Source organism: Tessaracoccus pujii (assembly GCF_055326215.1).
The window spans coordinates 1-11627 of the sequence record NZ_JBUZNP010000014.1 but is presented as its reverse complement, the minus strand read 5'-3'; the positions used below and the strand labels follow the sequence as shown (position 1 = coordinate 11627).

Genomic DNA, 11627 nt, shown 5'->3' with positions numbered 1-11627 from the left:
ACCGCGGGGCCTCACTGCCCAGTCTCAACCGGTCGCCTCAAGCAACGAGCAGGACCCGGACAAGGTTTGGTCAAGATCCCAGTCCACGTGCCCGGACCCACACGGTAAGGCCGGATCTTGACCGAAGCCTGACCAGATCAGATCAATGCTCAGAGACGACCTTCGTCTTCCGGGTGGCGAAGTATGCGTTTTCCCGGCGGTGCCAGAGGATCGCCGTCGCGGCACTCGCAGCCATCAAAATCGGCGCGAAGAGCGCGGCCGGTCCAAGTGTTCCGTAGATCGCGTAGCCGATGAGCGGCACCACAGCGGCTGCGATCAAGCATCCGATGGCGATCCACGACGGCGAACCCCTTCGGAGCCCAGGCAACAGCAGGATGACTCCTGCTACCCCCGCAATCAGCGACAACGGGGCGTCAAAGCGCGCATACCCCAGCAAAAGCGGGTCGAACCAAGAATGCCGAGTCATGGGCATCTCAACACCCAGTGACGGGTCGACGAGCCAGCGCATCTCCAGGGTCGGCAGCAACATCACCACGACGCCCCCCACAGCAAAGACCACGGCGACGGCGCCCAACCAACGCTTCATTGCCCGATCATCGCAGGGCCGATGTTGGCAAGGGTCGGAACCCAATCAAGTAGACTCGAGCTCGGCGCGGCATGTCCCAGCAAGCCCTTCGAGGTCGAGCTTCACTGTGTCACCCGGGGGTGACCGGGAAACACGCGAAACCGACTTCGAAAGCCACTCGAAGAACTCTTTGAAGTTGAGCCCACGGAGCCGGAGCGGCGGCCGGTTCGGGCTGAACCTTGCCAGCACACTCATGTCGGCATCAGCGCCGACAACTCAGCGATGGAATCGTTCTTCGCGTTGCTGGAGCTGCGATTCGTCTGAGCCGAGCCCCCGAGTGTACATCGACGTCAGCCCTCCGGCGAGGTGGGTGGACGTTGTCTTACTGCGGACCTTCGCAGAGTAGGAGGATGGCATCTCCTAGCAAGCGACGCGCTGACGCCGTCAACGAAGGGCCGCGATGATGGCGTCGTGGAGCTCGGTGTCGAGCTCAAGACTGTCGAAGGTTGCGGCATGCTCCCAGATGAGAGCGGCCGTGGCTCGGATTACATTCATGGGCTCCTCCCCCGGGGCGACAAGGCGGACCCGACGCCCGTCGGCGGCAACTACTGCATCAGCGGCGGCCGACTTGAGGAACTTGCCGTTGCGCGTGAGACGGATCGGGGGGTACGGCAAGGTGAGATCACGAAGGTCGCGCAAGATGAAGTCGGGTCTTGCATCGGGGTGCGCGGCGAAGGCATCTTGAGGCTGACTGATGCCAGTGAAGACGAGGGCGCTACTCATCCCGGATCGGTTTGCGCCTCTGATGTCTGTGTCGACCTGGTCGCCGATGAATAGCCATCGGGAGCCGGGGAATCGTTCGCGCGCGGCGTCGAAGATCGCCTCTTCGGGCTTTCCGGCCACGAGCGGTTCGCGGTTGACGACAGCGCGTACGGCTGCGACGATCGCACCATTGCCGGGGGCCAGGCCGCGCTCGAGTGGAAGTGCGGTGTCGAGGTTCGTCGCAACCCACGGAATCCCGGAGGCCAGAGCGTAAGCAGCTTCGGCGAGGTCATTCCAGCTCACGTGTGGTGAGAAACCTTGCACGACCGCATCGGGATGCTCATCCGCCGTGCGGACAAGTCGGTATCCCGCCCCTTGGAGCACCGTCGTCAGCCCCGGACCACCGACGACCAGCAGAGACGTTCCAGGCTCGACGACCCTTGAGAGGAGCAGCAGTGTCGCCTGCGGTGAGGTGACGACATCATCTGCGTCGACGCCGAGTCCCATTGTCGTCAGCTGTTCCGCGACGTCCGCTGCCAGCCGAGAGGCGTTGTTCGTCAGGAACCCCACCGTCTTCGTCTCTCGAGCCGCGTTCAAAGCGGTGACGGCGTGCGGTATGGGTGCTGCGCCGCGGTAGACGACTCCGTCGAGGTCGGAGAGGATGACGTCCGCGCTGTCAAGAGGGGTGGGGTGGGCGTCTCTGGCCATGCTGTCTCCCAGGTCGATGGGTGGACTACAGTCCGGTCTTCCATTCTACGCCGATTCGGTCTATGATCAGCTAGACAGGGCTATACAGGTATAGATAGGAGTCCCGTATGTTGATTGGCATTGGCTGCGACCCGAATGCAGCCACCCTCAAGGATGCCGTCGCTGATTACCTTCGCGAGCTCGGCCACGAGGTTCGTGATTTCGGCTCCGACGACCCCCTGTACCCGAAGACAGCCATAGCGGTGGCGGAAAGCGTCGCGGCGAAGGAGGTCGAGCGTGGTGTCGTGATGTGCGGCACCGGCATCGGCGTCTCCATCTCTGCGAATAAGGTTCCCGGGGCGTACTGCGCACTGCTCACGGACGCGTACCAAGCCGAGCGTGCTCAGCTGAGCAACGACGCCAACATGGTCGCATTCGGAGCTCAGGTCACCGGCGTCGAGTCGATCAAGCAACTCGTTCGCGAATACCTCTCGGTGTCGTACGGGGAGAACGAGCGGAGCGCTCCGAAGCTCGCCGCTCTGTACGACTACGAAACCGAGAACACTCGCGTATGAATACCGTCCCGCTGCAGATCGAGGCGGAACTCGCACGCCTGAACGTCCTGCGGATGGTGCGGGCAGGCGGTTCTGGCCACCTTGGAGGAGCACTCTCGTGCATCGACATCGTGACCGCGCTGTACTTCGCGACCATGCGCGTCAACCCGCAAGCCCCGAAGGACCCGAACCGCGACCGGTTCCTGCTGTCCGCGGGCCATAAAGCAATGGCGCAGTACGCCGTCCTCGGCCGGCGCGGCTACTTCGAGGAGACGCTGTACGACACCTACGGCTCCGTCGGCAGCAAACTCGGCGGTCACCCTGACCTTCACAAGCTTCCGGGGATTGAAGCGAACACGGGCGCCCTGGGTCACGGGCTGTCGATTGCCGCAGGGATGGCACTTGGCCTTCGCGCAGCGGGCAACGGAGGACGGGTTTTCACCGTCCTTGGGGATGGTGAGCTCCCCGAAGGGGCGAACTGGGAAGGCGCGTCCATTGCGGCCCACCACCGACTCGACAACCTCGTCGCTTTCGTCGATGTCAACGATCTGCAGATCTCCGGGCCGACCGCTGAGGTCATGAACATGGAGCCGATTGCCGACAAGTTCGCAGCGTTCGGGTGGAACACCGTCACCATCGACGGGAACGATATCGATGCCGTCCTCGGCGCCGTCAGCACCGCGGACGGTGAAAAGGGCCGGCCTACTGTCGTCGTTGCTCGCACGACGAAGGCGAAGGGCATCAGCTTCCTGGAAGGGACCCTTGCCTCGCACTACTGGAAGCCGACGGTCGAGGAACTCGACCGAGCCGAACGTGAAGTGCACGCCCGCATCGACAACCTGCGCGAATGGAACGACCATGGCTGCTGAGACGCCTACTCTTATCGATCCGCGAAAGACCTTCGGGCAAGCAGTGACCGACCTCGCTGCGAGCGATGACCGTGTCGTCGTCCTCTCCGCCGACAGCGGGCTGTCGTCGGGATTCGGCTCATTTCGCGAGCGCTACCCCGACCGCTACTACGAGTTCGGCATTCAGGAACACGGAACAACGGGCGTCGCGGCAGGTCTCGCAACAACCGGGAAAATCCCCGTCTTCGCAGCCATCGCAGCGTTTGTCACCAACCGGAACTACGAAGCATTCCGTAACGACATCGCGTACATGGGTCAGAACGTCAAGATCGTCGGTCGCAACGGAGGGATCACTTACTCCGACCTCGGGCCCACACACTACTCCCTCGAAGACTATGCAATCATCCGCATGCTTCCCGGGGTCGTCGTCCTCTCACCCCAGGACCCCGGAGAGATCCGGGAGGCAGCGAAGGCGATGATTGAGCACGACGGGCCCGTGTACATGCGCATCGGGGGCCCATCGATCCCCGATCTGTTCCCGCAGGCACCGTTCACCATCGGGGAAGGGCGGATGATTCGGGAAGGGTCTCGCGCAACGGTCGTCACGACGGGGACCATCACCCCGGAGGTCGTGGTCGCGGTGCAACGGCTCGCGGACGACGGCGTCGATGTGGAGCTCATCGGGATGCCAACTGTCGAACCTGTTGACGCGGCGCTTATCCGCGCGTCCGCTCATCGCACCGGACGCGTCATCACCGTCGAGGAGCACTACACCCGCGGCGGTCTCTCCGCGGCCGTTGGCGAGGCTCTGGCATCCTCGGGAATTCCCGTGCACGCCATCGGGTTGCCGCATGAGCACATCGTCACCGGTACGTACTCAGGTCTGCTTGCCCGATACGCGCTTGACGCCGCGGGACTGTACGAGCGCATTCGGCTGCTCGTCCGCTAGGCGGACCCGCTGTGGTGGGCCCCGAGTTATCCACCACGGCGGGTTCACTCACGCTTGTAATCGAACTTCAGCCGCACCGCATCGCCGCGGAAGACGATGGTCGAGTACTCAAAGGCCGTCCCTGCCGGGTTCGTGATGACATCCGTCAACAGCAGTGCCGGGTCGCCCTTGCGCAGCTCCAGCAGCTTGGCGTCGGTTCCGTCCACGGCGATGACTTCCAGATCTTCGGAGACACTCTTCATCGACAGATTGAATTTGTCTTCGAGAACCACGCACAGCTGCTCGTTGACGACATCCAGCTGATCCAGTCCCGGCGCGAGGCTCGCTGGCACGAAGGAGCGGTGGACGCTCAGAGGCTTCCCGTCTACCGTCCGCAGTCGCATGATGGCGATGACCTCGGCGCCCTCCGGCAGATTCAGGTGCTCACGCACTCTCGTCGGCGCGGGAGCGCGCTCCGTAGAAATCAACGTCGTCACGATGTCGTACCCGAGCACTTCGAGCTGCTCACGGATTCCTTTGTATGCAGGAGAGACCGCGTTGATCTTTTGCGGGGCGACGAACGTGCCCTTGCCAGGGACGCGGATGAGCAGACCCTCACCCGCCAGCTTGTTGAGCACACCACGAATCGTCATGCGGCTCAGGCTGTACTCCCGGTTCAGCTCGTTCTCCGACGGGATGCGCTGCTCGGGTGCCCACTCACCACTGGCGATCTTCGCGTGAAAGATGTCCTCGAGCTGCTGATAGATCGGTGTCGCTGAGTCGCGCTCAATCACGTCGGTCATCCTTACGCCTCCAGAATTTTCCACATGATCTTACCAAGTAGGTCTTGTATAGAGTTGTATAGCCATGTACTCTGGGTCCAGACGGACCGGAACGAAGGATGTTCTGGCCCGACCTCGACACAAGGAAGTGAGATCGGACTATGGCCGTATCAACTCGTCGTCTCACGACGGGAGCTCGGAAGCACGGATACGCGGTTCCCGCCGTGAACGTCTTCGACGAGATCAGCATGCGCGCGGTCATCGCCGCAGCCGAGGAGAAGGACTCGCCTCTGATTGTCCAGGTCTCGACAAAGACTGTTCGCACCTCGGGGACCGCTTTCATCACGAGCCTTTTCCAGGCGCTCACGCGGCACACATCCGTGCCGGTCGCGCTCCACTTGGATCACTGCCCGGACCGTTCTGTCCTCTCTGACGTCATTGCCGCCGGGTGGTCATCGGTTCTCTTCGATGCTTCTGACCGTGATCTTGCTGATGCAGAGCGTGAGACGACGGAAGTCGTCAAGGAGGCTCACGCAGCGGGCGTCGACGTCGAATCCGAGATCGAGAACATCCTCGGGGTCGAAGACGGAGTCGGCAGCGACGAAGCCCACCACGCGTATAGCGTCGACCAGCTCGCAGCCATCGCGGAGCGCACCGGTGCTGACCTGCTCGCCCCGCAGTTGGGCACGAGCCACGGCCTGTTCACGTCCAAGCCGACCCTTCTCCCTGAGCGCGCCCGCGAACTCGCGCACCTCACGGACAAGGGAATTGTTCTTCACGGGGGAACCGGCCTTGAGCCCGCCGACTTCCGCGCCTTCATCAACAATGGCGTCTCCAAGATCAACATCTCCACAGCCGTCAAGCACGCGTACATGCAGGCATCGGCGGAGCATCTCGATTGGGCACGCGCCAACAACCATTGGGATCCGCCGAAGTTGATGACTGCCATCGGTGATGCTGTCACCAGCGTCATCGGTGACCACATCGAGTGGTTCGGCTCCGATGGCATGGCAGCCAAGGCGAAGGCCGTCAAGCCGTGACTCGCGCCCTGATCTTCGACTGCGACGGAGTGCTCGCAGACACCGAGCGCTATGGTCACCTGCCCGCCTTCAACGACACCTTCGCGCATTTCAACCTTCCCGTGCACTGGTCCGAGGAGGACTATGCCGAGAAGGTACGAATCGGCGGCGGCAAGGAGCGTCTCGCCTCGCTTCTCACCAGCGACTTCATTGCGTCGGCGAACTTGCCCACCGACGAAGCTGCACAGATCGAGCTCGTCAAGCGGTGGCACCGCTTCAAGACGGACCGCTATACAGCGAAGGTTCGAGCTGGTGAGATGCCCGGGCGGCCCGGAATCGCCCGAATCGTCGCTGCTGCACACGACGCAGGATGGCTGCTCGCTGTCGCATCCACGTCCGCCGAAGAATCGGTGCGCGCCGTGCTGGAGCATGCGGTCGGTGCAGAGTCCGCCTCCTGGTTCCGTATCTACGCGGGAGACGTGGTCCCGGCGAAGAAGCCGGCACCGGACATCTACCTGCTCGCTCTGCGGGACCTCGGTGTCGACGCGGCGGACGCTGTGGTCGTCGAAGACAGCCAGAACGGGCTGCGGGCCGCCGCCGCGGCCGGCATCACCACGGTCGTGACGGTGTCCAGTTACACCGCCGACGAGGACTTCACCGAGGCGGCACTGGTCGTTGACAGCCTGGGTGACCAGCCGCAGACGCCAGCGCGCTTCCTTTCCAACCCGCGTGGCGTCGAGGAGACCGGTCAGGTCACCCTCGACACCCTCACTGCCCTCACCATCCGATAACCCAACCCGAGGATCATCATGAGCAGCACCTTCAGCCAGGCGGGCGTCGCCCGCGTCGAGAGCGTCATCAAGCTCATCGCACAGACGTGCGTCGACAATGAGAAGTACTTCAGCGACCTGGATGCCGTTGTCGGCGACGGCGACTTCGGATACTCGCTCGCTCGCGGATTCGAGAACGTCATCGCCGAATGGGACGAGTACGACCGGTCGGATCTCAGCACCTTCATCCAGAAGGTTGCGACTACGATGTCCGGCCGTATCGGTGGCTCGTCCGGCCCGATCTGGGGCACGGCGTTCCTTCGCGCCGCTATCTCCGTGAAAGACAAGAACGACATCAGCCAGGCCGATGTGGTCGCGATGCTTCGCTCGGCCGTCGAGGGCATCATGAAGCGCGGCGGCGCCTCCCTCGGAGACAAGACGCTGCTGGACGCTCTGGTCCCGCTCACCGATGCCATCGAGGCGGACCTCGATAAGGGTCTGGACGGCAAGGCTGTCGCTCAGCACGCAGCCGAGGTCGCACGCGCCGCCGCCGAAGAGACCGCGAAGCTCGAGGCACATCGTGGCCGCGCGTCCTACACCGGTGAGCGCAGCATCGGCTCCCCCGACCCGGGCGCCATCGCGATGGCAGTGCTCGCCGAGCGCGTCGCCGAGACCTGGTAACGACTCACCCTCCCTCCACCCCCATCCCACACAAGGAAGTGAGAACACAATGAAGAAGTTCATCAACGACCCGAAGGCGTTCGTTCCGGAGATGCTGAAGGGTCTGGCCCTGGCGAACCCTGACACGCTCACGTACGACCCGAAGTACAACCTCATCGTCCGCGCCGATGCGCCCAACAACGACAAGGTCTCCATCATCCAGGGCTCCGGCTCTGGCCACGAGCCCGCACACGTGATGATTGTCGGCAAGGGCATGCTGGACGCCGCCTGCCCCGGTGACGTGTTCGCCGCCCCGCCCACCGATTTCGTCGTCGAGGCCGCACGCCGCGTCAAGAGCGACAAGGGTGTGCTGCTGCTGGTGAACAACTACACCGGCGACAAGATGGCATTCGAAATGGCAGAAGAGCTCGCTGCCGCAGAGGGCATCAAGGTGCGCACCCTCTTCATCGACGACGACGTCGCGGTGAAGGACTCGCTGTATACCATCGGTCGCCGCGGCGTCGCTGGCAACTTCTTCGTCATCAAGGCCGTCGGCGCTGCCGCTGAGGCCGGCAAGGATCTCGACGAGATCGTCCGGATCGGCGAGAAGGTCAACGCCGTCACCCGCACCATGGGCGTGGCGCTCACCGCCTGCACCCCGCCCGCCAAGGGCGAGCCGCTGTTCGAGATCGGCGACGACGAGATCGAAGTCGGCATCGGTATCCACGGTGAGCCCGGCCGTGCACGTCAGAAGTGGGTCCCGGCGAACGAGATCGTCGACCTGCTTCTGGAGCCCATCGTGAGCGACATCCCCTACAGCAGCGGCGATGACGTCGCGCTGATGGTGAACGGTCTCGGTGGCACGCCCATCAGCGAGCTGTACCTTCTGTACGGCATCGCACACGAGAAGCTCGCGGCCCAAGGAATTACCCCAACCCGTAGCTATGTCGGCGAATACTGCACCTCGCTGGACATGGCGGGCGCGTCCATCACGCTTGTCAAGCTTGACGACGAGATCCGCGAACTTCTCGAGGCTCCCGCGGAGATCCCGATCCGCACCTTCTAAGGAGCCCCCCGCTGTGCGGCGCAGGTCACGCTGCGCCGCACAGTCTCACACTGAGCAATCCCCGGGTGGGCCGCGGTTGGCCCTCGACTGTCCACCCGGCGCCGCTCGCACGCACACCATCCCTTGTACCACGCTCAATCCGAGCCCGCGGTTTGACCTCCGCGGACACAGACGTCCGCGGATGGGTGCCCGTGGCCGGCCCGCTCATCGGAGGCGCGCTCGCCACCGGGTTGTCCATCGCACTGCTTCCTGTCATCTGACGGGAACCCCTAGCCCTCGGTCGGTCCACTGTCTTTCAAGTCATGATCGGGACCGTCCGAGGCTCCACCCCAGTCGTCGCTCATGCGACGCCTAACACCCGCAACACCTGACCTTCAATGAAGAGGAGACACCATGTCGAACCCCAAGATTCAGGACACCATCACCCTTGAGGACGCACTCCGCGTCATCGATGCCGCCATCGCGCGCGCTGAGGAGATCGGACAGCCCCAGGACATCGCCGTCGTGGACGCCGGAGGCAACCTCAAGGCACACGTGCGGATGGATACTGCGAACATCGGCAGCATCCACATCGCTATCAATAAGGCGTATACGTCCATTGCCTTCCAGACCCAGACCAAAGACCTCACGGGAGCAACACGCCCGACCGGCGACCTGTACGGTCTCAACGATGCTCACGGCGGCCGCATCGTCGTGTTCCCCGGAGGCATTCCGCTCGTCCGCGACGGTGTCATCGTCGGTGCCATCGGAGTGTCCACCGGCAGTATCGAAGAGGACCAGACAGTAGCCGAGGCCGGAGCCGCCGCACTCTGACCTAGGGCGTGTCTGACAATGTCTTGACCCAGGCGATGACGGCGTTGAGGACGACGGCCGCGCGGCAGACGATGGCGTGTTTGTCGCACGCGCCGCCGCCGAAGAGACCGCGAAGCTCGAGGCACATCGTGGCCGCGCGTCCTACACCGGTGAGCGCAGCATCGGCTCCCCCGACCCGGGCGCCATCGCGATGGCAGTGCTCGCCGAGCGCGTCGCCGAGACCTGGTAACGACTCACCCTCCCTCCACCCCCATCCCACACAAGGAAGTGAGAACACAATGAAGAAGTTCATCAACGACCCGAAGGCGTTCGTTCCGGAGATGCTGAAGGGTCTGGCCCTGGCGAACCCTGACACGCTCACGTACGACCCGAAGTACAACCTCATCGTCCGCGCCGATGCGCCCAACAACGACAAGGTCTCCATCATCCAGGGCTCCGGCTCTGGCCACGAGCCCGCACACGTGATGATTGTCGGCAAGGGCATGCTGGACGCCGCCTGCCCCGGTGACGTGTTCGCCGCCCCGCCCACCGATTTCGTCGTCGAGGCCGCACGCCGCGTCAAGAGCGACAAGGGTGTGCTGCTGCTGGTGAACAACTACACCGGCGACAAGATGGCATTCGAAATGGCAGAAGAGCTCGCTGCCGCAGAGGGCATCAAGGTGCGCACCCTCTTCATCGACGACGACGTCGCGGTGAAGGACTCGCTGTATACCATCGGTCGCCGCGGCGTCGCTGGCAACTTCTTCGTCATCAAGGCCGTCGGCGCTGCCGCTGAGGCCGGCAAGGATCTCGACGAGATCGTCCGGATCGGCGAGAAGGTCAACGCCGTCACCCGCACCATGGGCGTGGCGCTCACCGCCTGCACCCCGCCCGCCAAGGGCGAGCCGCTGTTCGAGATCGGCGACGACGAGATCGAAGTCGGCATCGGTATCCACGGTGAGCCCGGCCGTGCACGTCAGAAGTGGGTCCCGGCGAACGAGATCGTCGACCTGCTTCTGGAGCCCATCGTGAGCGACATCCCCTACAGCAGCGGCGATGACGTCGCGCTGATGGTGAACGGTCTCGGTGGCACGCCCATCAGCGAGCTGTACCTTCTGTACGGCATCGCACACGAGAAGCTCGCGGCCCAAGGAATTACCCCAACCCGTAGCTATGTCGGCGAATACTGCACCTCGCTGGACATGGCGGGCGCGTCCATCACGCTTGTCAAGCTTGACGACGAGATCCGCGAACTTCTCGAGGCTCCCGCGGAGATCCCGATCCGCACCTTCTAAGGAGCCCCCCGCTGTGCGGCGCAGGTCACGCTGCGCCGCACAGTCTCACACTGAGCAATCCCCGGGTGGGCCGCGGTTGGCCCTCGACTGTCCACCCGGCGCCGCTCGCACGCACACCATCCCTTGTACCACGCTCAATCCGAGCCCGCGGTTTGACCTCCGCGGACACAGACGTCCGCGGATGGGTGCCCGTGGCCGGCCCGCTCATCGGAGGCGCGCTCGCCACCGGGTTGTCCATCGCACTGCTTCCTGTCATCTGACGGGAACCCCTAGCCCTCGGTCGGTCCACTGTCTTTCAAGTCATGATCGGGACCGTCCGAGGCTCCACCCCAGTCGTCGCTCATGCGACGCCTAACACCCGCAACACCTGACCTTCAATGAAGAGGAGACACCATGTCGAACCCCAAGATTCAGGACACCATCACCCTTGAGGACGCACTCCGCGTCATCGATGCCGCCATCGCGCGCGCTGAGGAGATCGGACAGCCCCAGGACATCGCCGTCGTGGACGCCGGAGGCAACCTCAAGGCACACGTGCGGATGGATACTGCGAACATCGGCAGCATCCACATCGCTATCAATAAGGCGTATACGTCCATTGCCTTCCAGACCCAGACCAAAGACCTCACGGGAGCAACACGCCCGACCGGCGACCTGTACGGTCTCAACGATGCTCACGGCGGCCGCATCGTCGTGTTCCCCGGAGGCATTCCGCTCGTCCGCGACGGTGTCATCGTCGGTGCCATCGGAGTGTCCACCGGCAGTATCGAAGAGGACCAGACAGTAGCCGAGGCCGGAGCCGCCGCACTCTGACCTAGGGCGTGTCTGACAATGTCTTGACCCAGGCGATGACGGCGTTGAGGACGACGGCCGCGCGGCAGACGATGGCGTGTTTGTCG

13 protein-coding genes and 1 pseudogene are annotated in these 11627 nt (G+C 63.6%); 11 read left to right on the top strand and 3 right to left on the bottom strand.

Translation table 11 applies throughout. The annotated features are described in order from the left end of the window. Window positions 1-142: 142 nt before the first annotated feature. Both ACZK5N_RS13860 and ACZK5N_RS13855 read right to left on the bottom strand, forming a co-directional pair. Window positions 143-586, bottom strand: coding sequence for a hypothetical protein (locus tag ACZK5N_RS13860; RefSeq protein ID WP_068751154.1), 444 nt, complete (start codon window positions 584-586; stop codon window positions 143-145). A gap of 423 nt (window positions 587-1009) precedes the next feature. After that, window positions 1010-2035 (bottom strand): HAD-IIA family hydrolase, encoded by a 1026-nt coding sequence (locus tag ACZK5N_RS13855; protein ID WP_463625147.1) that lies wholly within the window; start codon window positions 2033-2035, stop codon window positions 1010-1012. A gap of 107 nt (window positions 2036-2142) precedes the next feature. Here ACZK5N_RS13855 and ACZK5N_RS13850 point away from each other — a divergent pair, with 107 nt between their 5' ends. The 3 genes from ACZK5N_RS13850 to ACZK5N_RS13840 are packed head-to-tail and all read left to right on the top strand — an operon-like array spanning window position 2143 to window position 4365. Next, window positions 2143-2589, top strand: a complete 447-nt coding sequence (locus ACZK5N_RS13850) for an RpiB/LacA/LacB family sugar-phosphate isomerase (protein ID WP_463625146.1) — start codon at window positions 2143-2145, stop codon at window positions 2587-2589. Further along, entirely contained in the window at window positions 2586-3437 is an 852-nt protein-coding gene (locus ACZK5N_RS13845) for a transketolase (protein WP_068751149.1), read from the top strand. The genes ACZK5N_RS13850 and ACZK5N_RS13845 overlap by 4 nt, the downstream gene beginning before the upstream one ends. After that, on the top strand, window positions 3427-4365 hold the full coding sequence (locus ACZK5N_RS13840; protein WP_068751146.1) for a transketolase family protein: 939 nt from the start codon (window positions 3427-3429) through the stop codon (window positions 4363-4365). Before ACZK5N_RS13845 ends, ACZK5N_RS13840 begins: the two co-directional genes overlap by 11 nt. A 44-nt stretch (window positions 4366-4409) precedes the next feature. On the opposite strand, the gene ACZK5N_RS13835 is transcribed toward ACZK5N_RS13840, so the two are convergent. Further along, the gene (locus tag ACZK5N_RS13835; RefSeq protein WP_068751144.1) at window positions 4410-5147 is read right to left on the bottom strand and encodes a GntR family transcriptional regulator; all 738 of its coding nucleotides are present in this window, start codon (window positions 5145-5147) and stop codon (window positions 4410-4412) included. Window positions 5148-5287: 140 nt separating this feature from the next. Between ACZK5N_RS13835 and ACZK5N_RS13830 the strand changes: the two genes are divergently transcribed. The 8 genes and pseudogenes from ACZK5N_RS13830 to ACZK5N_RS13795 all read left to right on the top strand — a co-directional run bounded on the left by ACZK5N_RS13830 (window position 5288) and on the right by ACZK5N_RS13795 (window position 11541). Continuing rightward, window positions 5288-6166, top strand: coding sequence for a class II fructose-bisphosphate aldolase (locus ACZK5N_RS13830; RefSeq protein ID WP_068751143.1), 879 nt, complete (start codon window positions 5288-5290; stop codon window positions 6164-6166). After that, window positions 6115-6936: an HAD-IA family hydrolase gene (locus ACZK5N_RS13825; RefSeq protein ID WP_463625145.1), complete on the top strand. Its 822-nt coding sequence runs from the start codon at window positions 6115-6117 to the stop codon at window positions 6934-6936. Before ACZK5N_RS13830 ends, ACZK5N_RS13825 begins: the two co-directional genes overlap by 52 nt. A gap of 18 nt (window positions 6937-6954) precedes the next feature. After that, entirely contained in the window at window positions 6955-7596 is a 642-nt protein-coding gene (dhaL, locus tag ACZK5N_RS13820; RefSeq protein ID WP_068751139.1) for a dihydroxyacetone kinase subunit DhaL, read from the top strand. Between the two features lie 49 nt (window positions 7597-7645). Next, window positions 7646-8641 carry a dihydroxyacetone kinase subunit DhaK gene (gene dhaK / locus ACZK5N_RS13815; protein ID WP_068751136.1) on the top strand — a complete coding sequence of 332 codons (996 nt, stop codon included), beginning with the start codon at window positions 7646-7648 and terminating at the stop codon, window positions 8639-8641. A 393-nt stretch (window positions 8642-9034) separates the two neighbouring features. Next, window positions 9035-9454 carry a GlcG/HbpS family heme-binding protein gene (locus ACZK5N_RS13810; protein ID WP_068751134.1) on the top strand — a complete coding sequence of 140 codons (420 nt, stop codon included), beginning with the start codon at window positions 9035-9037 and terminating at the stop codon, window positions 9452-9454. A 70-nt stretch (window positions 9455-9524) separates the two neighbouring features. After that, a pseudogene (locus tag ACZK5N_RS13805) lies at window positions 9525-9683 on the top strand (DAK2 domain-containing protein); the annotation flags it as partial. Window positions 9684-9732: 49 nt separating this feature from the next. After that, window positions 9733-10728: a dihydroxyacetone kinase subunit DhaK gene (gene dhaK, locus ACZK5N_RS13800; RefSeq protein WP_068751136.1), complete on the top strand. Its 996-nt coding sequence runs from the start codon at window positions 9733-9735 to the stop codon at window positions 10726-10728. Between the two features lie 393 nt (window positions 10729-11121). Then, a complete protein-coding gene (locus ACZK5N_RS13795; protein ID WP_068751134.1) occupies window positions 11122-11541 on the top strand; it encodes a GlcG/HbpS family heme-binding protein in 420 nt (139 codons plus the stop codon). The last annotated feature ends 86 nt before the right edge of the window (window positions 11542-11627 follow it).